At 72.4% G+C, this 20271-nt stretch carries 18 protein-coding genes; 10 read left to right on the top strand and 8 right to left on the bottom strand.

Annotated features, from left to right (window positions below; all coding sequences use genetic code 11):
• Positions 1–163 precede the first annotated feature (163 nt).
• Both glpX and ACOJVX_RS03215 read left to right on the top strand, forming a co-directional pair.
• Complete coding sequence (glpX, locus tag ACOJVX_RS03220) at positions 164–1246, top strand: class II fructose-bisphosphatase (protein WP_422647231.1); 1083 nt, start codon at positions 164–166, stop codon at positions 1244–1246.
• Positions 1247–1424: 178 nt separating this feature from the next.
• The gene (locus ACOJVX_RS03215; protein WP_418154030.1) at positions 1425–2204 is read left to right on the top strand and encodes a S1 family peptidase; all 780 of its coding nucleotides are present in this window, start codon (positions 1425–1427) and stop codon (positions 2202–2204) included.
• A gap of 57 nt (positions 2205–2261) precedes the next feature.
• On the opposite strand, the gene ACOJVX_RS03210 is transcribed toward ACOJVX_RS03215, so the two are convergent.
• Complete coding sequence (locus ACOJVX_RS03210) at positions 2262–3254, bottom strand: NAD(P)/FAD-dependent oxidoreductase (protein ID WP_422647230.1); 993 nt, start codon at positions 3252–3254, stop codon at positions 2262–2264.
• Positions 3255–3477: 223 nt separating this feature from the next.
• Here ACOJVX_RS03210 and ACOJVX_RS03205 point away from each other — a divergent pair, with 223 nt between their 5' ends.
• Complete coding sequence (locus ACOJVX_RS03205) at positions 3478–4905, top strand: class II fumarate hydratase (RefSeq protein WP_422647229.1); 1428 nt, start codon at positions 3478–3480, stop codon at positions 4903–4905.
• A 72-nt stretch (positions 4906–4977) separates the two neighbouring features.
• Here ACOJVX_RS03205 and ACOJVX_RS03200 read toward each other — a convergent pair whose 3' ends face one another.
• Positions 4978–6507: an alpha/beta hydrolase gene (locus ACOJVX_RS03200; protein ID WP_422647228.1), complete on the bottom strand. Its 1530-nt coding sequence runs from the start codon at positions 6505–6507 to the stop codon at positions 4978–4980.
• A 197-nt stretch (positions 6508–6704) separates the two neighbouring features.
• Between ACOJVX_RS03200 and ACOJVX_RS03195 the strand changes: the two genes are divergently transcribed.
• Positions 6705–8144 carry a GuaB1 family IMP dehydrogenase-related protein gene (locus ACOJVX_RS03195; RefSeq protein WP_026417348.1) on the top strand — a complete coding sequence of 480 codons (1440 nt, stop codon included), beginning with the start codon at positions 6705–6707 and terminating at the stop codon, positions 8142–8144.
• Between the two features lie 198 nt (positions 8145–8342).
• Here the strand turns inward: ACOJVX_RS03195 and ACOJVX_RS03190 are convergent, their stop codons facing one another.
• Together ACOJVX_RS03190 and ACOJVX_RS03185 are read right to left on the bottom strand one after the other, a co-directional pair.
• On the bottom strand, positions 8343–8729 hold the full coding sequence (locus ACOJVX_RS03190) for a hypothetical protein (RefSeq protein WP_418154025.1): 387 nt from the start codon (positions 8727–8729) through the stop codon (positions 8343–8345).
• Positions 8730–8824: 95 nt separating this feature from the next.
• A complete protein-coding gene (locus tag ACOJVX_RS03185) occupies positions 8825–9208 on the bottom strand; it encodes a hypothetical protein (RefSeq protein WP_418154024.1) in 384 nt (127 codons plus the stop codon).
• Positions 9209–9282: 74 nt separating this feature from the next.
• On the opposite strand from ACOJVX_RS03185, the gene ACOJVX_RS03180 reads away from it, so the two are divergent.
• The 3 genes from ACOJVX_RS03180 (at position 9283) to ACOJVX_RS03170 (ending at position 11675) form a co-directional block, all read left to right on the top strand.
• Entirely contained in the window at positions 9283–9552 is a 270-nt protein-coding gene (locus ACOJVX_RS03180) for a hypothetical protein (protein ID WP_026417350.1), read from the top strand.
• Positions 9553–9768: 216 nt separating this feature from the next.
• On the top strand, positions 9769–10854 hold the full coding sequence (locus tag ACOJVX_RS03175) for an ABC transporter ATP-binding protein (protein WP_026417351.1): 1086 nt from the start codon (positions 9769–9771) through the stop codon (positions 10852–10854).
• Entirely contained in the window at positions 10851–11675 is an 825-nt protein-coding gene (locus tag ACOJVX_RS03170; RefSeq protein ID WP_081715202.1) for an ABC transporter permease, read from the top strand. The genes ACOJVX_RS03175 and ACOJVX_RS03170 overlap by 4 nt, the downstream gene beginning before the upstream one ends.
• 18 nt (positions 11676–11693) lie before the next feature.
• On the opposite strand, the gene ACOJVX_RS03165 is transcribed toward ACOJVX_RS03170, so the two are convergent.
• The gene (locus ACOJVX_RS03165) at positions 11694–13136 is read right to left on the bottom strand and encodes a PhoH family protein (protein ID WP_081715203.1); all 1443 of its coding nucleotides are present in this window, start codon (positions 13134–13136) and stop codon (positions 11694–11696) included.
• 1187 nt (positions 13137–14323) lie between these two features.
• Here ACOJVX_RS03165 and ACOJVX_RS03160 point away from each other — a divergent pair.
• Positions 14324–14581, top strand: a complete 258-nt coding sequence (locus tag ACOJVX_RS03160) for a hypothetical protein (RefSeq protein ID WP_030147009.1) — start codon at positions 14324–14326, stop codon at positions 14579–14581.
• Positions 14582–14749: 168 nt separating this feature from the next.
• On the opposite strand, the gene ACOJVX_RS03155 is transcribed toward ACOJVX_RS03160, so the two are convergent.
• Positions 14750–15529 (bottom strand): isoprenyl transferase, encoded by a 780-nt coding sequence (locus tag ACOJVX_RS03155; protein ID WP_026417355.1) that lies wholly within the window; start codon positions 15527–15529, stop codon positions 14750–14752.
• Between the two features lie 147 nt (positions 15530–15676).
• On the opposite strand from ACOJVX_RS03155, the gene trhA reads away from it, so the two are divergent.
• Complete coding sequence (gene trhA / locus ACOJVX_RS03150) at positions 15677–16354, top strand: PAQR family membrane homeostasis protein TrhA (RefSeq protein ID WP_103055748.1); 678 nt, start codon at positions 15677–15679, stop codon at positions 16352–16354.
• A gap of 62 nt (positions 16355–16416) precedes the next feature.
• Here trhA and ACOJVX_RS03145 read toward each other — a convergent pair whose 3' ends face one another.
• Together ACOJVX_RS03145 and ACOJVX_RS03140 are read right to left on the bottom strand one after the other, a co-directional pair.
• Positions 16417–16608, bottom strand: coding sequence for a hypothetical protein (locus ACOJVX_RS03145; protein WP_418154021.1), 192 nt, complete (start codon positions 16606–16608; stop codon positions 16417–16419).
• 462 nt (positions 16609–17070) lie between these two features.
• Positions 17071–19098, bottom strand: coding sequence for a thioredoxin domain-containing protein (locus ACOJVX_RS03140; protein ID WP_422647227.1), 2028 nt, complete (start codon positions 19096–19098; stop codon positions 17071–17073).
• A 271-nt stretch (positions 19099–19369) separates the two neighbouring features.
• Here ACOJVX_RS03140 and ACOJVX_RS03135 point away from each other — a divergent pair, with 271 nt between their 5' ends.
• Positions 19370–20245: a spermidine synthase gene (locus ACOJVX_RS03135; protein WP_026417359.1), complete on the top strand. Its 876-nt coding sequence runs from the start codon at positions 19370–19372 to the stop codon at positions 20243–20245.
• Positions 20246–20271 lie beyond the last annotated feature (26 nt).

Raw genomic sequence — 20271 nt, 5'->3', positions numbered from 1 at the left:
GGCGGTCGGCGTGCCCGGCGGCGACCACCGGACCATCCTGGTTGTGGTCGCCGCCACCTTGTTCGATCAACCGCCGACTCGTCGATGCCGGGCCCGGCTGGTTCTGCCACCATCGACCACGCTGGGTATGCGCGCCTACCGGCGCCGATCGTCAGGAGACGCCATGAGCACACCGCCAGCCGCCACACCGGGCACGGAGAGTGCCAAGGACCAGACCCGGTCCGGAGAAACACCCGATCGCAACCTCGCGATGGAACTCGTTCGTGTGACGGAGGCGGCGGCGATGGCCAGCGGTCGCTGGGTCGGCCGAGGCGACAAGAACGGCGGCGACCAGGCGGCCGTGGACGCCATGCGCACCCTGATCGGCACCGTCTCGATGCGGGGCGTCGTCGTGATCGGGGAGGGCGAGAAGGACGAGGCCCCGATGCTCTACAACGGGGAGCACGTCGGGAACGGGGACGGCCCGCACTGCGACGTGGCCGTCGACCCGATCGACGGCACCACCCTGATGAGCAAGGGAATGCCCAACGCCCTGGCCGTTCTCGCGGTCGCCGAGCGCGGCGCGATGTTCGACCCGTCCGCCGTCTTCTACATGGAGAAGCTCGCGGTCGGCCCCGAGGCCGCCGCCGTGGTGGACATCACCGCCCCCGTGGCGGAGAACATCCGCCGGGTGGCCCGCGCGAAGCAGATCCATGTCTCGGATGTGACGGTCTGCGTGCTCGACCGCCCACGGCACCAGAAGATCGTGGAGGAGGTCCGCGCGGCGGGCGCCCGGGTCTACTTCATCTCCGACGGTGACGTGGCCGGCGCCATCGCCGCCGCCCGTCCCGACACCGGCATCGACATGCTGCTCGGCATCGGGGGAACCCCGGAGGGCATCATCGCCGCCTGCGCGCTCAAGTGCCTGGGCGGGGCGATCCAGGGCAGGTTGTGGCCCAGGGACGACGCCGAACGGGAACGGGCCACCGGCGCCGGGCACGACCTCTCCCGTGTCCTGGAGACCGAGGACCTGGTGGCGGGCGACAACGCCTTCTTCTGCGCCACCGGCGTCACCGACGGCGATCTGCTGCGCGGCGTCCGGTACCGGGCGGGCGGGTGCACCACCCAGTCGATCGTGATGCGTTCCAAGTCGGGCACGGTGCGGATGATCGAGGGTTACCACCGGCTCGCGAAGCTGCGCGCGTTCTCCTCGGTCGACTTCGACAGCGGCGTCGCCGAACTGCTCCCCCCGCCCCCGTTGCCCTGAGCACCCCCGTCACCCACGTCACCCCGGTGACGCAGCCGGACGGCGCCGGCCGTACCGACGTCGGAACGGCGCAGTCCGGTTGCGGGGTTCGGCCCCTTACCGCGTGCCGGCGCCCTGCCTAGCGTCAGGTTGTTCCCTCCTTCCCTGCCGGAAAGGACTTAGAAGATAAGGACAACGCATGACGCTGCGCGGAGCGCTCGCCGCGGTGATCGCCGCCGCCGCGGCCTTCCTCGGGTCGACCGCCGTCGCCACGGCGAGCACCGAGCCCGAGGACTCGACCGTGCGCCCGCTGATCGTCGGCGGTGAGGACGCCACCCAGACCTACCCGTTCATGGTCTCCCTCCAGCGCGCGAACGGAAGCCACTTCTGCGGTGGCTCGCTGATCCGCGAGGACTGGGTGGTGACCGCCGCCCACTGCGTGACGGGCAGCGCGCCCTCGGGTGTGCGCGCCCGGGTCGGCAGCGTCGACCGGACCTCCGGGGGCACCCTGGTCGGCACGAGCCAGATCGTCATCCACCCGAGTTACGGCCAGCGGCTCGGCTACGACATCGCGCTCGTACGGCTCGCCAGCCCGGTGGGCCAGGAACCGATCCCGATCGCGACGAGCGACGGCGGCCCCGGGACCCCGACCAGGCTGCTCGGCTGGGGCGACGCGTGCCCGGCCGGGCAGTGCGGGCCACCGGTCACCCTGCAACAGCTGGACACCCGGATCGTGCCGGCGACCTCCTGCTGGGGCATCAACGCGGCCACCGAACTGTGCACCGACAACCCAGGTGGGAACGCCGGCGCCTGCTACGGCGACTCCGGCGGGCCGCAGCTCAGGTCCACCGGCTCCGACTGGGAGCTGGTCGGCGCCACCAGCCGCTCCGGTAACAACAGCCCGGTGTGCGCGACCGGGCCGTCCATCTACGGGAACGTGACCGCCCTCGCCGGGTGGATCGACGGCCACGTCGGCTGACCGACGACGACCGGCGCTCCGCGCGCCGGCGTCCCCCTCCGACGGCGGCTGGCGACGTCAGCCGCCGTCGCTGGAGTGCCCGGGGAAGAGGTGCGCCTCGGGGTCCAGCAGCACCGCGATGTTGTTCACCGCCGTGGCCGCCTCACCGAAGCCGGTGGCGATCAACTTGACCTTCCCCCGGTAGCCGGCGATGTCCCCGGCCGCGTACACCCGGTCCCGACTGGTCCGCATGGTGCTGTCCACCCCGATCATCCGCTTGTCCAGCCGCAGCCCCCACTCGGCGACGGGCCCGAGGTCGGCGAGGAAACCCAACGCGGCGACCACCGTGTCGACGGGCAGCTCCCGCGTGGAGCCGTCGGAGGAGCGGAGCTCGGCGGCGCGGAGCTCCCCGCCGTCACCCTCGACGAGCCCGGCCACCTCCACCTCGGTGAGCACCGGGATTCCCAGGTCACGCACCCGGGTCACGCTCGCCGGGTGCGCCCGGAACCGCGATCGCCGGTGGGCCAGGGTGACCTCGGCGGCGAAGGGGTGCAGGGCGGCGGCCCAGTCGAAGGCCGAGTCGCCGCCGCCCACCACCAGCACCCGTTCACCGGTGTGCGCCGCGAGGCGCGGGACGAAGTGCACCACCCCGCGTCCGAGCCAGCCCTCGCCCGCCGGCAACGGGCGGGGACGGAACTCCCCCATCCCGGCCGTGACGAGCACCGCCGACGCCCGGACCACGGCGCCGTCGCCGAGGCCGACGTCGACCCGGCCGTCCTCCCGGTCGGTCACCGTCCTGGCCTGCCGACCCAGCAGGTAGGTCGGGTTCCACCGGTTGGCCTGCGCGACCAGTGCCTCCACCAGGTCGCGCCCCCGGACCTCGGGGAAGCCGGCCACGTCGTAGATGAGCTTCTCGGGGTACATGGCGGTGACCTGCCCGCCTGGCTCCGGGAGGGAGTCGACCACCGCGACCGTCAGCTCCCGGAAACCGGCGTAGTAGGCGGCGTACAGGCCGACCGGCCCCGCGCCCACCACCACCAGATCGACGTCCTCAGTGGTGTCAGGCGCCATGTCGGGCGCCGGCTCGTGAGTCCACGCGGTTCGCCTCCGTCACGGGTTGGGTCCGGGCACGGGGTTCTCCACCCGATCTTACCCCCCGTCAGGTGATCCTCGCCGTCCGTGATCGCGCGCGGCGGCGTCGCCCCCGGCGGCGAGGGCATGTGGCGAAGGGCACCGGTGATGTGTTCGAGGTCGCGGTGCCCCCGCCCCTGGCGAACCGGTACAAACAGGAGCCATGACAGAGCAGCAGAGTGGCGCTCCGGCAGCGGACGGCGAATACCGCATCGAACACGACACCATGGGCGAGGTCCGGGTGCCGGCGAACGCGCTGTGGCGCGCGCAGACCCAGCGCGCCGTGGAGAACTTCCCCATCTCCGGGCGTGGGCTGGAGCGGTCGCAGATCCGGGCTCTCGGGCTGCTCAAGGCCGCCACCGCCCGGGTGAACGCCCGGCTCGGTGTGCTGGACGCCGACCTCGCCGCGGCGATCGCCTCGGCCGCCGACGAGGTCGCGGAGGGACGTCACGACGACCACTTCCCCATCGACGTCTTCCAGACCGGCTCCGGCACCTCGTCGAACATGAACGCCAACGAGGTGATCGCGACCCTGGCCACCCGTTCCCTCGGGCGGGACGTGCACCCCAACGACCACGTCAACGCCTCCCAGTCCTCCAACGACACCTTCCCGACCACCATCCGGGTGGCCGCCACCGAGGCCGTGGTGACCGACGTCATCCCGGCGCTGGAGCACCTCGCCGCCGTGCTCGGCAAGCGCGCCGAGGAGTGGGCCGAGGTCGTCAAGTCCGGCCGCACGCACCTGATGGACGCCGTACCGGTGACCCTGGGGCAGGAGGCCGCGGCCTGGGCCAGCCAGGTCAACTACGGCGTGGAGCGGCTGCGCGCCAGCCTGCCCCGGCTGGGCGAGCTCCCCATCGGCGGCACCGCCGTGGGCAGCGGGCTGAACGCTCCCACCGGGTTCGGCGCGGCGGTCTCCTCGGAGCTGGCGAAGGTGACCGGCCTGCCGCTGGTGGAGGCGCGGGACCACTTCGAGGCGCAGGCGACGCAGGACGGCGTGGTGGAGACCTCCGGGCAGCTGCGGACCGTCGCGGTGTCGCTGTTCAAGATCGCCAACGACCTGCGGTGGCTCGGTTCCGGACCCCGTACCGGGTTGGCCGAACTCCAGTTGCCCGACCTCCAGCCGGGCTCCTCGATCATGCCGGGCAAGGTCAACCCGGTGATCTCCGAGGCCACGATGATGGTGGTGGCCCAGGTGATCGGCAACGACGCGGCGGTGGCCTTCGCCGGCTCGCAGGGCAACTTCCAGCTCAACGTGATGCTGCCGGTGATCGCGCGCAACGTGCTGGAGTCCTCGCGGCTGCTGGCGGCCGTCGCCCGGCTGCTCGCCGACAAGGTCGTCGCCGGCGCCGTGGCCGACGGCGAGCGGGCGCGGGAGTACGCGGAGTCCTCGCCCTCGGTGGTGACCCCGTTGAACCGCTACATCGGCTACGAGGAGGCCGCCTCGATCGCGAAGCAGTCGCTGAAGGAGCGCAGGACGATCAAGGACGTGGTGCTGGAACGCGGTCACGTGGCCTCGGGCAAGCTGACCGCCGAGCAGCTGGACGACGCGCTGGACGTGCTGCGGATGGCGCGCGGCGGCGAACGCTGAGGAGTGGGCGGGGGCGGGCGGTGACCGGGAGGGCCGGACCGCCGCCCACCCCCGCCTGACGGGTGTTCGGGGTCAGTCCCGGCAGACCAGTCCCTCGGGCGGCGGCTCGAGGTCGATCAGGTAGCGGGCCTCGTGCTCCCTGGCGCAACCGGAGTTCAGCGCGGCGGTGTGGCCATCGCCGTCGAAGGTGAGCAGCCGGGCGTCCTCGAACTGGGCCGCGAGGGCCTCGGCCCAGTGGGCCGGCGTGGCCGGGTCGTGGGCACTGGTCGCGACCAGCACGGTGGGCGTCCCGCTCACCTGGTGCTCCCTCGGCGGGTTCGCCGGCTCCACCGGCCAGCCCGCGCACCCACTGGCGAAGTCCGAGAACTCGGTGTACCGCCACATGACGGGGGCGAGCTCGCGGAGCGCCCGCCGCTGTTCCCGCATCGCGGCGTAGGTCGGGGTGCCGGCGGTGAAGTCGTGACAGCCGACGATGCGGTAGGCGGGGTATCCGGGGCTGACGAACATGGTGGCCGAGACCAGGGACGCGGCGTCGGGTCCTCCGGGGTCCAGGGCCTCGGCCACCGCCTCGGCGAGCGCCGGCCACATGTCGCGCAGGTTCAGGTAGCCGTAGATCCCCGCTGTCACCTCCGTCGCGGTGGCGGACCGGCCGGCGTCGGAGTTCCACACCCCGGACTCCTCCGCGGTGTCGAGGAGTCGCCGGACCTCCTCCACGACCTCGCGGTCCCGGAGCACGCAGTCCGAGGAGCCCGCGCACCAGTCCGCGAAGCGGCCCAGCGCGGCCTCGGTGGCCACCGCCTCGTCCCTGGCGGCGGTGAACGGGTCGAGGCTGTGGTCGACGGCCCCGTCCAGCACCATCGCGCGCACCCGCTCGGGGTACAGCTCCGCGTACAGCAGCCCGATCTCCGTTCCGTAGGAGAGACCGAGCCAGGAGATCTGCTCCTCACCCAGTGCCGCCCGGATCGCGTCGACGTCCCTGGCGACGCTGCCGGTGTCCATGTGGTCGACGAGACGCCCGGACTCGGCGCGGCAGCCCAGGCCGACCTCCCTGTTGTGCCGGAGCAGCTGGACGTACTCGGGGAGACTGGCGGGCTGGTGGCTGACGGTGTGGTCGTGCGGCGAGCGGGCGCAGGTGGCGGGTGTGCTCTCGCCGACCCCCCTCGGGTCGAAACCGACGAGGTCGAAGTGCTCGCGCAGCGGCAGGAACTCCGGCATTCCCAGCCCCATGCCGCCGTACTGGACGGTCTGCACGCCGGAGCCACCGGGACCGCCGGGGTTCACCAGGAGCGCCCCGACCCGCTCGTCCTCCTCCCTCGCGGGCAGTCGGTTGAGCGCGAGGTCGATGGTCCCGGCGTCCGGGGCCGCCCAGTCGAGGGGGACGGAGAGGGTCGCACACTCCAGGTCCGGCGGGGTGTGCTCGGTCGCGCAGGAGGACCACGCGACGGGTTCGGGGTCGGGACCGGTGGTCGGGTCGGCGGCCGCCGCGGCGGGCAGGAGCGCCGTGAAGAGTGCGGCGAGGGCCAGTGCCGGCGGAGTCGCGTGTCGGCGCAGGCCTCGGGACGGTGCGCCGTCACGCCGTTCGTGGTGCGGATGTCGTGTCACGCGGAGACCCTCCCGCCCCACTCGCCCCACCGCATCCGGACCCTCCCGGGTCTCCTCCCTGACCGCGACCCCGGCGCGCTCGGGGCAGGCCCACCCCCGGGGCGGCGTGGTGGCCGCCCGCTCGACCTCGGCCCGGGCGAACGGGTCCGGTCCGCGAGCACCTGCTTTTTCCCGCGTCGTCCCCGTACGCTTCGACAGTGCGGTTTCTCGACGGACAACACCCCAGTCACGACCTGACCTACGACGACGTCTTCCTGGTGCCCAACCGGTCCGACGTGGAGTCCCGGTTCGACGTGGACCTGTCCACCGGCGACGGCACCGGCACCACACTGCCCCTCGTCGTGGCCAACATGACGGCCGTGGCCGGTCGGCGGATGGCGGAGACCGTCGCCCGCCGCGGCGGCCTCGTGGTCCTGCCCCAGGACGTGGCCCCGGAGGCGGTCAGCGAGATCGTCAGCTGGGTCAAGCGGCGGGACCCGGTGTGGGACACCCCGCTGGTGCTCCGGGCCGGGGACGCCGTCGCGGACGCGATCAACCTGCTCCCCAAGCGGGCCCACGGCCTGGTGGTCGTCGTGGACGAGGAGAACCGCCCCATCGGGACGGTGGACGAGGCGGCCTGCGCCGAGGTCGACCGGTTCACCCGGGTGGGCCAGGTGGCCGACGACGAGATCGTGGTCGTCCCGATCGACACCCCTCCTCGGGAGGTCTTCCACCGACTGCACGGCAGGACCGCCGAGGCCGCGTTGGCCGTGGACGCCGACGGGAGGCTCGCCGGGGTCCTGACGGCGAAGGCCGCGCTGCGCTCGGAGATCTACCGGCCGGCGCTGGACGGCCAGGGCCGGTTGCGGGTCGCGGCGGCCGTGGGTGTGAACGGGGACGTCGCCGCGAAGGCCTCCGCGCTGGTGGAGTCGGGGGTGGACGCGCTCGTCGTGGACACCGCCCACGGTCACCAGGAGAAGATGATCAACGCCCTGCGCGCGGTTCGCTCGCTGGACCCGCCGGTGCCGGTGGTCGGCGGGAACGTGGTGACGGCCGCTGGCGTCCGTGATCTCGCCGAGGCTGGCGCGGACATCATCAAGGTCGGGGTCGGCCCTGGGGCGATGTGCACGACCCGGATGATGACCGGCGTCGGCCGGCCGCAGTTCTCCGCCGTGGCGGAGTGCGTGGCGGCGGCGACCGAACTCGGCCGGCACGTCTGGGCCGACGGGGGCGTGCGCCACCCCCGGGACGTCGCCCTCGCCTTGGCCGCCGGGGCGTCCTCGGTGATGGTGGGCTCCTGGTTCGCAGGGACCTACGAGTCGCCGGGTGACCTGCGCTACGACGAGACAGGACGTGCCTACAAGGAGTCGTTCGGCATGGCCTCCAAGCGGGCCGTCACCGCTCGCACCCGGAGCGACGACGCCTTCGAACGTGCCAGGAAGGGTCTGTTCGAGGAGGGCATCTCCAGCTCGCGGATGCTGCTGCAACCCCGCCGGGAGAGCGTCGAGGACCTGCTCGACGCCATCAGTTCCGGGGTCCGCTCCGCCTGCACCTACGCGGGCGCGCGCACGCTGCCCGAGTTCCACGAACGAGCCCTGCTGGGGGTGCAGTCGGCCGCCGGTTTCGCGGAGGGACGCCCGCTGCCCGCCGGCTGGTGAGCGGACGCGGCCGCCCGGTGCGCTCCTCCCCTCCTCGATACGGCGATCACCGAGGAGGGGAGGGCGCCGTGCCCTGGCGGGATGGGCAGCGGGGTCGAAGGCGCTTGACCGGGGAATGCGGTACTCGAGACTCGGCGACAACCCAGTCCCGGGCGCGGCGGAACGACTTCGCCGTCGGCCTCAGCTGGCGGAGGCGTGTTACTCACCGCGCGTGAGAGCGAGCCGCCAGCTGGCATAGTCGCGTGCGAGGCGCGCTCGACCGTGTGCTCCCGAGATGTCCCCGGTCACCGCCCAGTAGCCCCACAGCCCGGCGATGTGCGTGGCGAACGCGGTCAGGCGCTCGTCGTCGACGAAATGCGACAGATGGGTGCGTGCCCACGTCTCGGCCTCGTGCGGGGTGTGCCCGGCCTCGACGAGCCGGAGCACCAGGAACGCGGGATCCACCCAGGCCGCACCGCACCCCGGATAACCCCAGTCCACCACTCGCACGACACTCGCCTCGATCAGGAACTGTTCACCGTGTAGGTCGGTGTGCGCGAGGCGATCCCCCTCCGCTCCCCCGGGGAACCGGGAGGCCCATCGCACAGCCTCGTCCGTGTCCCACCCGACCACCGCATCGGGTGCTTCCGCTGCCAGTCGGTACCACCAGTCCGTGACACCCCACCGAACGCGCAGCGGCTTCAGCCCCGAACCCGGCCGCTGGCCGATGCGGTTGACCACCTCAGCCACCAAAGGCAGGTCCGGGGACCCGGGGAGAGATTCGCGGCACGTCCGGGCACATGCTCGAACACCACCACCAACCACTCCCCAACGTCCTCGGCCACCAGCACGGCGGGGGCCAGACCGCCCGTCAGAGGCGCGGCCGTGATCTCATTGCGAAGCCACCGCATCCGCTTCGACACCCCGCGCACGGCCTTGAGGAACACGTCGGGCCCGGCCGCCGTGCCAAGTACGCTGGCGACGTCGGCGGACTGCCCCGCACGAACCGGGTGTGCGGCCACCACGGGCCCGAGGTGCGTTCGCACCACGTCCCGCACGTGCTCCGGTAGGTGATGCCAGCTCACGTAGCTCCCTCCTCCTGCTATCGGTTGCCCTGGTTCTCGTTGCTCCTGCCCACATCGACGACGCGCGTGACCGCGTGCGCCGGTCCATCGCCCGCTGTTCGCCAACCCAGGCCCGCGCACGCGCGTTCTCCCTGGGGAAGCTCGCCATCCTCGAACTCAACGTTGGCGACGCGAGTCAAGGACTCATCCACGGTGAGCGAGCGCTGAGCGCGGAGGCACCCCTGAAATCGCGGCGGGCGAAGGACGACCTGGCCGAAATCCGCAGGGCGTTGGGCAGGCGCGCGGACGTCACCGGTGCCGCCGAGTCGCGCTCGCGCCTTACCCAGGTGTTGAAGTCCGCGTGACCCGCCTCCCCTGCCGAAGCACCCGGCGGGGCCGTCAACCGGGCGCGTGGCGGGCCACCGCAACCGCGTTCGTAACGGATCTCCGTAGGTCAACGTCCGTCCCGTCCTCGAACTCCCCCAGCCGGTTTCGCGGAGGGTCGCCCGCTGCCCGCCGGCTGGTGAACAGGGCCGGCCGCAGCGGTCGCCGAGCACCGGGCACCGTCCTACCCTGGCGGGATGGGCAACGCTGTCGAGGTCGTTGACCTGGTCAAACAGTACCGTCGACGGCCCACCAGGGCCGTGGACGGACTGGGGTTCACCGTCGAACACGGTGAGGTGTTCGGCCTGCTCGGCCCCAACGGAGCGGGCAAGACCACCACCGTCGGCGTCCTGACCACCCGGGTGCTACCGACCTCCGGCCGCGCCGAGGTCGAGGGGGTGGACGTGGTCCGCTCCCCCGAACGAGCGAGACAACTGTTCGCGGTGGTCCCCCAGCGGATCAACCTCGACCGTTCCCTCAACGTCCGGCAGAACCTGCTGTTCCACGCCACCTACCACGGGGTCCCCCGCGCCAGGAGGAACCGACTGGCCGACGAGCTGCTGGAACGGATGGGCCTGGCCGACCACCGCCGAGGTCTGGTCGACAAGCTCTCCGGCGGGCAGTCCCAGCGGCTGATGATCGCCCGCGCCCTGATGCACGAGCCACGGGTGATGTTCCTCGACGAACCGTCCACCGGGCTGGACCCCCAGGCGCGCCTGTTCGTGCACGACAGGGTGCTGAGCCTGCGGGGGCAGGGCGTGACGGTCGTGCTCACCACCCACGACATGGCCGAGGCCGCCAAGCTGTGCGACCGGGTGGGGATCGTGGACCACGGCCGCCTGCTGGCCCTGGACACACCGGCCGGCCTGACCTCCTCGCTGCCCGGCAGCAACACCCTGACCTTGGTGGTGGAACCGGGGCGAGCCGACCCCCGTGGCCTGGTGGACGCGGTGTCCAGGGTGCCGTCGGTGCTGCGGGTCGAGCACGTCGACCGGGCGCGGGACGAGGCGGGGGATGCGGCGGGGCTGGGGGACGCCCCCGAGTCGCCCGGGCGGGAGGCGCCCGAGGCTGGGCCGGGCGAGGGCATCGCGCCGGCGGCCCCCGGTCGGGCGGGGGACCGGACGTGCGCGCTGCGCGTCTACCTCGACGCCAACCCGACGGGCGTGCTCCCCACCGTGCTGGGCGCGGTGGCCGCGACCGGGGGCACGGTGTCGGACGTGTCGATCGGTCGGGGCACGTTGGAGGACGTGTTCATCCAGCTCACCGGTCGGGAGCTGCGGTGAGCGGCTCGGCGGGCGGGGCGGTGGCGGCGCCTGGGCCAGCGGGTCGGCACCGGGTCGCGGCGCGGACCTTCCTGGCAGTGCTCTGGCGGGACGTCTTCGTCACGGGACGTGAGCTGCCCTCCTTCCTCGCCCAGGTGCTCATCCAGCCCTTCTTCCTGCTGTTCATCTTCGGCAAGGTGCTCGCCGACCTCGGTTACGTGCAGGGTGACTACGTCCAGGTCCTGTTGCCCGGCATCGTCGCGCTCAACGGTTTCCTCGGCGCGTTCCAGAACACGGCGCTGCCACTGGTGCTCGACTTCAGCTTCTCCAAGGAGATCGAGGACAGGTTGCTCGCGCCGATGCCCGTCGCGCTCGTCGCCGTGGAGAAGATCGTGTTCGGGGCGCTGCGCGGTCTGGTGGCGGCCCTGCTGATGATCCCGGTCGGGGCGCTGGTGCTGGGCGGGATCTCGTGGCGGACGAGCGGGCTGCCGGTGGCGGTCGTCGTGCTGGTGCTCGGCGCGCTCGCCGGTGCCTCACTCGGTCTCGTCATGGGCACCGCGGTGCCGCCGAGGCGGATCAACGTGCTGTTCGCGGTGGTGTTGACCCCGCTGATCTTCACCGGTGCGACGCAGTTCCCGTGGCCCTCCCTGGAGCGGCTGCCGTGGTTCCAGTGGATCTGCGTGCTGAACCCCCTGACCTACGCGAGCGAGGGGATGCGGGCGGAGCTGGCCCCGGAGGTCCCGCACATGCCGCTCGCCGTCTGCCTTCCGGTGCTCGTGCTGTCCTGCCTGCTCTTCGGGGCGTTGGGCGTCGCCGGGTTCCGGCGGCGGGCGCTGGACTGAGCGCCCGCCGCCGTCCCGTCAGGCGACATCGACCTCCAGCATCTCGGTCACCAGCGCCGCGATGGGCGACCGCTCGGAACGGGTGAGGGTGATGTGCGCGAAGAGCGGGTGCCCCTTCAGCTTCTCGATGACGGCGGCGACCCCGTCGTGGCGGCCCACCCGGAGGTTGTCCCGTTGGGCGACGTCGTGGGTCAGCACGACACGGGAACCGCTGCCCAACCGGGACAGGACCGTGAGCAGGACGTTCCGCTCCAGCGACTGCGCCTCGTCCACGATCACGAAGCAGTCGTGGAGTGAGCGCCCTCGGATGTGGGTGAGCGGCAGGACCTCCAGCATCCCCCGGTCGGTGACCTCGTCGATCACGTCGCGGCTCACCAGGGCGCCGAGGGTGTCGTACACCGCCTGCCCCCAGGGGGACATCTTCTCGTTCTCGGTGCCGGGCAGGTAGCCGAGGTCCTGACCGCCCACGGCGTACACCGGCCGGAACACCACGACCTTGCGGTGCCGTCGGCGCTCCATCACCGACTCCAGCCCCGCGCAGAGCGCGAGCGCGGACTTGCCGGTTCCGGCCCGGCCCCCGAGGGAGACGATCCCGATGTCGGGGTCGAGCAGCAGGTCGAGGGCGATGCGCTGCTCGGAGGAACGCCCGTGCAGTCCGAACGCCTCCCGGTCACCTCTGACCAGTCTCACCTGCTTGTCCGGGGTGACCCGGCCCAGCGCGCTCGCCGTGCCGGCGAGCAGCCGGAGCCCGGTGTTGCAGGGCAGCTCGCGTGCCTGTTCCAGGTCGGCGCTCCCGGCCCGGAACAGTTCGTCGACCTCCTCGGCGCTCACCTCGAGGTCGACCGTGCCGGTCCACCCTGACGGGGTGACGTTCTGCGCCCGGTACTCGTCGGCGGGCAGTCCGACGGCGGCGGCCTTCACCCGGAGCGGCATGTCCTTGGTGACGAGGGTGACGCGGCGTCCCTCCGCCGCGAGGTTCAGGGCGCAGGCCAGGATCCTGGTGTCGTTCGAGTCGGTGCGGAAACCCGGCGGGAGCACCTGGGGGTCGGAGTGGTTCAGCTCCACGTGCAGCGTCCCGCCGTCGTCCCCCACGGGGACGGGCTGGTCGAGACGACCGTGCCGTGACCGGAGGTCGTCCAGGAGCCGCAGGGCCTCTCTCGCGAACCACCCGAGGTCGGGGTGGTGCCGTTTCGCCTCCAGCTCGCTGATGACCACGAGGGGCAGCACCACCGCGTGCTCGGCGAAGCGGGTGGCGGCCCACGGGTCGGACAACAGGACGGAGGTGTCGAGCACGAAGGCCGTTCCCGTCCCGGTCCTGGTCGTGCTGGTCCTTCGGCGGCCGGTGGCGCGGCTCGGCTGGGACCGGGTGGACCGGGTGCTGGCTGGACCCGCCTCCGGCGCGTCGGCGCCGGGGGTGGTGGAACGGCTGGAGGATCGCCTCGAAGTACGGGGTGCGGTCACGGCAACTCCCTCACGGCCACGCGGACGCGGCCGCACGTCGCTGGGCCGGGCCCGCCCAGAGGTGGCCGTCGGTGACGCCGTCGGGCGAACGCCGCCGCGAGCCGACCGGGCCGGCTGCCGGCCCCGCGCTCGTGACGAACGGTTCCACCGCCGTACCGATCACTGCCACGACTAGGGCCTCCCGGGGCAGGCCGCCTCCGACACGACCCACCGCTTCCGGACGCTACCTAAGCGCACAGCTTTGTGACAGGCAGCCAGGCAGGTGATTCAGTGAACGGAAACCCGCACGCTACGTGCGGTCCCACCACGCGCCCCTCGCCCGTTGTCCAGGGCCGAACAGGTGAAACACCCGCGGCAGCGGGTGCGCTTGTCGGCGGTCGACTCGCCTCGGGCGGATCAACCACCGCCGCCGGAACCACTCGGTAAGGCGATCCGGGGTCTCGGGCGGACCGCCCGAGGACCGCTCCGGAGTGGAGCGCGAGTCCTCAGCGGCACGCCCTGCCCCGAGGCCGAACCACGGTAGCGACTCGTCACATGCGCCGGAGGCGGTGCGCCGCCGCCGAGCGGGCGCGGGTCACGACCGAGGGTGCCGTCGGCGGGTCTCTTAGCAGATGGAGACCCTCCCATCAGGACCCGTCCCCCCACGTCCTACCTGTGGCGACCACACGGAGTGATCACCGCACGAGGCCGTGAGCTGGAATTTTGCTTATCCGAGTGAACCTCGATATTCCCCCTATTTTCACCCTTCAGGATGACCATCGACGAGGTGAACCCGAATAACATGAAACTGTTTCTCACTCAATGGTGTGATCCGGTTTTCGATTCGCGGGACCCCCTGTTAGTTTTCCCTCCGAAAGGCGTCCGACGCCCCACCAGACCCGAATTCCGGTTCGGGCCACAGTGCACCACGGCGTGTTCCGGAAGGCGGAGGAGAAGGAGTCGGGATGTCCTTGTCGAAGCTGGTCGCCGGGAGTGGCTCGGAGACCGTAAACGCCCGCGGAGGAGCTGTCGGAACAACCTGCAGGTCAGTTCCGACGAGGCGGGAACCCCAGGCACGACGCCGGGCGCGTCCAGCACGGGGACCGTCGTCCCGCAAGGGATGACTGCTCGCGCAGCGCTCAGCTGTGGGCCGCGAGCAACAGCGCACCGGGACTCCCGAAACACACGACCCTGAGGAGAACATCGTGATGAAGAAGGCAGGTGCTGTGGCTGGCGCCGCAGCCGGTCTGATGATGCTGGCCCCCGTCGCGAGCGCCGACAGCTACGACAACGACGGCATCAACATTCTGAACGACAACAACCTGAGCGTGCTGCCGATCCAGCTCTGCGGCAACAACGTCGCGGTCCTCGGCGTGATCATTCCGGTTGCCTCGCCGCAGATCAACGACTGCACCAACGCCCCGATCCTGGACCACAACAAGGTCGAGATCGAAGCGGGCAAGTGAGGTAACGCCTCGGCGTTGCCCCCGGAGGGCGTCCGGAGCGATCCGGGCGCCCTTCGCCTGTCCGGGGGTTGGGCGTCACCGATCCCGCGCCGAACTCGGGCGAACGGGTCACCGGCACCCCGGGCGGGCCGGCTCCCCCCAGCCGCACCGGCCGCGCCCCGCGCGGGTTCAGGAACCGAAGCGGCGGTGGCGGTTGGCGTAGTCGCGCAGCGCGCGCAGGAAGTCCACCCTCCGGAACTCCGGCCAGTGCACCTCACTGAACCAGAACTCCGAGTAGACCGACTGCCAGAGCAGGAACCCGGAGAGCCGTTGCTCGCCCGACGTCCGGATCACCAGGTCCGGGTCGGGTTGCCCCGAGGTGTAGAGGTGCCGGGTGATGTGGTCGGCGCTGAGCTCGTCCGCCAGTTCCTCCAGTGAGCCCCCCTGGTCCGCGCGGTCGTGCAGCAGTTTGCGCACCGCGTCGGCGATCTCCTGCCGCCCCCCGTAGCCGACGGCGATGTTGACCGCGACCCCGTCGCGGTCCCTCGTCCTGGTCTCCGCCGCCGAGAAGCGCGCCGCGGTGTCGGCGGGCAGCAGGTCCAGCGCGCCGACGATCCTGATCCGCCACGGGTTCGTCGGCTCGGCGAGTTGGTCCACGACGTCGGCGATCACGTCGAGCAACGGCTGGAGCTGCTCCCTGGGGCGGTTCGCGTTGTCACTGGAGAGCATGAAGAGCGTGACCAGCTCGACCCGCGCCTCCGCGCACCAGTCGAGGAGCTCGGCGATCTTCCGGCCCCCGGCCCGGTAGCCGTCGCTGATATCGGCGAAGCCCGCCTCCAGCGCCCACCGCCGGTTGCCGTCCAGGATCACCCCGACGTGGCGGGGAGCGGGCAGACCGGCGAGGTGTTTCCTCAGCCGCCACTCGTAGACCCCGTAGACCACGTCCCGTGTCCGAGTCAGCACACCCACGGGACGAGCCTACCGACCGGCCCCGGCCGGTGAACACGTGCCGGACGTGCTGCACCGCTCGCCAGCCGAGGACCCGGTGGCCCCGACGTCCCCGCCACGGGGAACTCGCTACTGACGCGTAACCTACGGTGCCGTAACCTCGGGAGCGTGACCGCTACGAACGGCATCGCCCCGCCACCGGTACCGCCGAAGCCGCGTGCTCGCGGCTGGATCCACTTCTGGTCGTTCCTGGTCTCGATCGGCGCCGGCGTGACGCTGATCGTGCTGGCGGCGACCACGGTCAGCGCCCGGGCGGCCCTCTCCACCACCGTCTACACGATCACCGTGCTCGGCCTGTTCGGCGTCAGCGCCCTGTACCACCGCCGGAACTGGGTCAGCGCGAGCGCCCGGCTGTGGATGAAGCGGCTGGACCACTCGATGATCTTCCTGTTCATCGCCGGCACCTACACCCCGTTCACCCTCCTCGCCCTGCCTCCGGACACCGGGCGCCTGGTGCTCGCCGTGGTGTGGGGCGGGGCGGTCGGGGGCGTCGTGCTCAAACTCGCCTGGCCGCGCGCGCCTCGGTGGCTCGGGGTGCCGATCTACGTCGCACTCGGTTGGGTGGCCGTCTTCGTCATCCCCGACCTCGCCGAGGTCGGGGGCGTCGCCGCCGTGGCCCTGCTACTGGTCGGCGGCCTGCTCTACACGTTCGGCGCGGTGTTCTACGGCACGCGGTGGCCCAACCCCTGGCCGGAGACCTTCGGGTACCACGAGTTCTTCCACGCCGCCACGGCCCTCGCGGCGCTCTCCCACTACGTCGCGATCTGGCTCGTCCTCTACGCCTGAGGGGCCGCGCGGGGGCGCGACGAGCCCCCGCGGCCCCACCGCACCCCCACCGCCCCGAGCGGTCACAACACGCCGCTGCGGTGCGCGAAGTCGAGCAACAACAGCGCGCCGAGGCCGACGCTCCCCCGGCGCACGAGGAGCAGGAGCGCGTACCTCAGGGTGGTGCCCCACCCCGAGGTCGCCGCATCGAGTGCGGGGTCATCGGGACGGCGGTCCGGGACGACATCGTTCTTGCGGGGGTGGGCATCCTCCATCGCGGGACGGGAAACCAGTCGCTTTCGCCTCAACCACGACCTCCAGGGGCACGAGTCACCGCCCCCGGAAAGCGGGTGCGCGCGGGTCGTACGTCGTGGCTCCTCCCGGCAACGGGAGGTTCCTCCACTCGACACCCAGCGCGTCGCGGACACCACACGCGACCACCTCACGCTAGCAAGGGAAGCCCCCTCCTGTGAAGATCAGCGAACAGCTCCGACCGTCCGCCGCTACCCCCACGCTGGACGGGACGCGGCCCTCCGTGGTCACCGTGCTCGGTGGTCTGTCCCGGCGGGTACGCGCGACGCGGCCGTGAACGTGCCCGCCACCCAGCGAGGCACGGTCCGCTACCGGCGGGGACACGGTCCTGGGCCCGAGGCGTCGCGCGCCACCCAGTGGCCGCTCCCGGCTGTTCCGACGTCACGCCAACCGATTGGCGCTGCCACTCCGGCGCACGACCCGTCTCAGTGTTCCCGGGCGGAGAGCAGCAGGTCCCGCAGTTCACTGGCCCCCGTCACCGGCCGGTCGCAGACGTAGCCCCGGCAGACGTAGGCGGCGGACTGGCCGCCGACGAGCCCACGGCCCGCGAGCAGCGGGCTGGTCCCGTCGTGACCGGCCACCGCCGCCACCACGGGCGCCCCACCCGGTGCGTGGCGGCGGGCCACCGCGAGGAGCTCGCGGCCGCGCGGGTCATCCGGCGCGAGTACCAGGCCGATCTGCACCGGTCCGGCCGCGACCGCCTCGGCCACCGACAGCCAGTGCCCGGCGAACCGGGGGGCGCGTTCGGCCAGCATCCCGTGGCGGGTCAGGGCCTGGTCGACCACCTCCCGGTAACGCCCGGCGGCCTCGGGGCCGGCCAGGGCTGAGGCGGTGAGCAGGGCGCCGGTCAGCGAGGACGCGCCTGACGGGGTGGCGTTGTCACCGGGGTCGGAGGGACGGCGCACGAGGGCCTCGGCGTCGTCGCCGGTGTCGTGGAACCGGCCGGGCGCCTCCTCGTCCTGGAACAGCGCGAGCGCGGCGTCCAGCAGTCCCAGCGCCTCGGTCAGCCATCGCCGGGTACCGGTGGCCTGGTGGAGGGCGAGCAGTCCGTCGGCCAGGCAGCCGTGGTCCTCCAGCACACCCAGGGCCGCCCCGGCGACACCGTCCCGGGAGCCGCGCAGCAGCCGCCCGTCGGCGAGGTGCAGGTCCAGCAGGAGCCCTGCGGCCTCCTCGGCGGCTGCCACCCAGGACGGTTCGTCCAGCGCCGCGCCCGCCTCGGCCAGCGCGGCGATCGCCATCCCGTTCCACCCGGTGATCACCTTGTCGTCCCGGTCCGGTTGCGGGCGGCCGTTCCGGGCCGCCCACAGCCGGGCTCGCACCCGCTCGAAGCGGTCGCGGTCCTCCGGGTCACGGGGTAGCCGGAGCGTGGACGCGCCACCCTCGACGTTGCCCTCCTCGGTGACCGCGAGGACGGAGGCCGCGTATTCCGCGTCCTCCCCCAGCTCGGCCCGCAGCTGTTCGGGGGTCCAGACGTAGGTCAGCCCCTCGACGCCGTCGGTGTCGGCGTCCAACGAGGAGGCGAACCCTCCCTCGGGGGTGCGCAGCTCGCGGAGCAGGAAGGACGCTGTCTCCTCGGTCACGCGCCTCGCGAGCGGGGAGTCGGTCAACCGGTGCAGGTGGGCGTAGGCCCGGAGCAGCAGCGCGTTGTCGTAGAGCATCTTCTCGAAGTGGGGCACCTCCCACCGCGCGTCGACGCTGTACCGGGCGAAGCCGCCGGCGAGCTGGTCGTAGATACCGCCCCTTGCCATCGCCTCGGCGGTGGAGAGCGCGACGGCCAGGGCTCCCTCGTCGCCGGCCCGTTCGGCGTGGCGCAGCAGGAACTCCAGGACCATGGACGGCGGGAACTTCGGGGCGCCGCCGAACCCGCCGTGGCGGGTGTCGACGTCGGCGATCACGGCGGTGCGGGCCCGGGCCAACACCTCCTCGTTCACCGGGGCCTCGGGCAGCGGCCCGCCGTACTCGGCGAGCTTGGCCACGATGTCGGCAGCGGCCGTCCTGACTCGCGCCGAGTCCTCCGCCCACGCCTCCCCCACGGCGCGGAGCAGCTGCGGGAAGGAGGGCAGTCCCGGCCGGGGTGTCGGCGGGTAGTAGGTACCGCAGTGGAAGGGCTCACCCTCGGGGGTGAGGAAACAGGTCATCGGCCAACCACCGTGACCCGTCATCGCCTGGGTGGCCTCCATGTACACCGCGTCCACGTCGGGGCGTTCCTCGCGGTCCACCTTGATGTTGACGAAGAGCCGGTTCATCAGCTCCGCGACCTCGGGGTCGGCGAAGGACTCGTGGGCCATCACGTGGCACCAGTGGCAGGCGGCGTAGCCGACCGACAGCAGCACCGGGACGTCCCGGCGTCGTGCCTCCTCGAACGCCTCGGGCCCCCACTGCCACCAGTCGACCGGGTTGTCGGCGTGCTGCCGCAGGTAGGGGCTCGTCGCGTTCGCCAGCCGGTCAGCCATACCGCCACCCTCTCAGGTTCCGTGGTGTCCGCGATCACCCGGTGGCTGGAGGCGGCGGACCGGGACCTCGCGGCCCGTCCCCTCCGAATGCCCCGCCCGGGCCCACTCCCCGCCGACGCTACTGCGTCGACCGCCTCGCCGTCGCCCGGCGGGCCAGGGCCGGGAGCCGGGCCGGGAGCCGGGGCCGGGAGGCGGGACCAGCTCCGCTCGTGGCCGCGAGTGGTCTTGGGCGGCCTCGGCGTCGGCCGGGGCGTCCCGGCACACTGGGGCGGTGAGAGCACGTGGGTCGGCGACGGAACGAGGCAGGCAACGCTGGGGCGGGGCCTCGGAGAGCCGGGAGGTCGACCAGGGAGTGGCCGAGCTGCGACCGGACCGCGACCGCTCCTCGGGATGGACGCTGCTGGTGAACGGCACCCCCCAGTCGCACGTCGACCTGGCCGACCCGGAGTACCTGGAGTTCGAGTACATGCGGCGGTTGGCCCACGTGGTCGACCTGGCGGCCCCGCCGGGCGCTCCGGTGGACGTCGTCCACCTGGGAGGCGGCGCGTTGTCCTTGGCCCGCTACGTGGGGGCCCGCCGTCCCCGGTCCCGGCAGCGGGCCGTGGAACCGGACGGCAGGCTGACCGAGTTCGTCCGGGAACGCCTCCCGCTGGATGCCCGCACGCGGGTCCGGGTCAGCGCCGCCGATGCCAGGGAGTGGCTCACCGGGCACCGCCAGGACAGCACCGACCTGCTGCTGGTCGACGTCTTCTCGGGTGCGAGGACGCCCGCGCACCTCACCACGGTGGAGTTCGCGGAGCAGGCGAGCCGGGTGCTGCGCTCTGGCGGTGTCTACGGGGCGAACGTCGGCGACGGACCACCGCTGGCCTTCGCCAGGGGGCAGGTGGCGACCCTCCGCGCGGTGTTCCCCGAGGTGCTGCTGATCGCCGAGCCCGGGGTGCTGCGGGGTCGTCGTTTCGGCAACCTGGTGCTCGTGGCGTCGCACGCGCCGCTGCCGGTGGCGGCGCTCACCCGCCTGGTCTCAGGCGATCCGGCACCGGCCCGGCTGGTCGAGGGGAGCGACCTGGATGCCTTCGCCGGCACCTCCGCACCCGTCCGGGATGGTTCGGCCAAACCGTCCCCGGCGCCACCCTCGGGGTTCTTCTGAGCACCCCGAGGGGCGGGGCGGGGACG

This window comes from Actinoalloteichus caeruleus (genome assembly GCF_049311605.1).
GTDB lineage: Bacteria > Actinomycetota > Actinomycetes > Mycobacteriales > Pseudonocardiaceae > Actinoalloteichus_B > Actinoalloteichus_B caeruleus.
The sequence above is the reverse complement of the archived record's forward strand: the minus strand, read 5'-3'. Positions and strand labels throughout refer to the sequence as shown.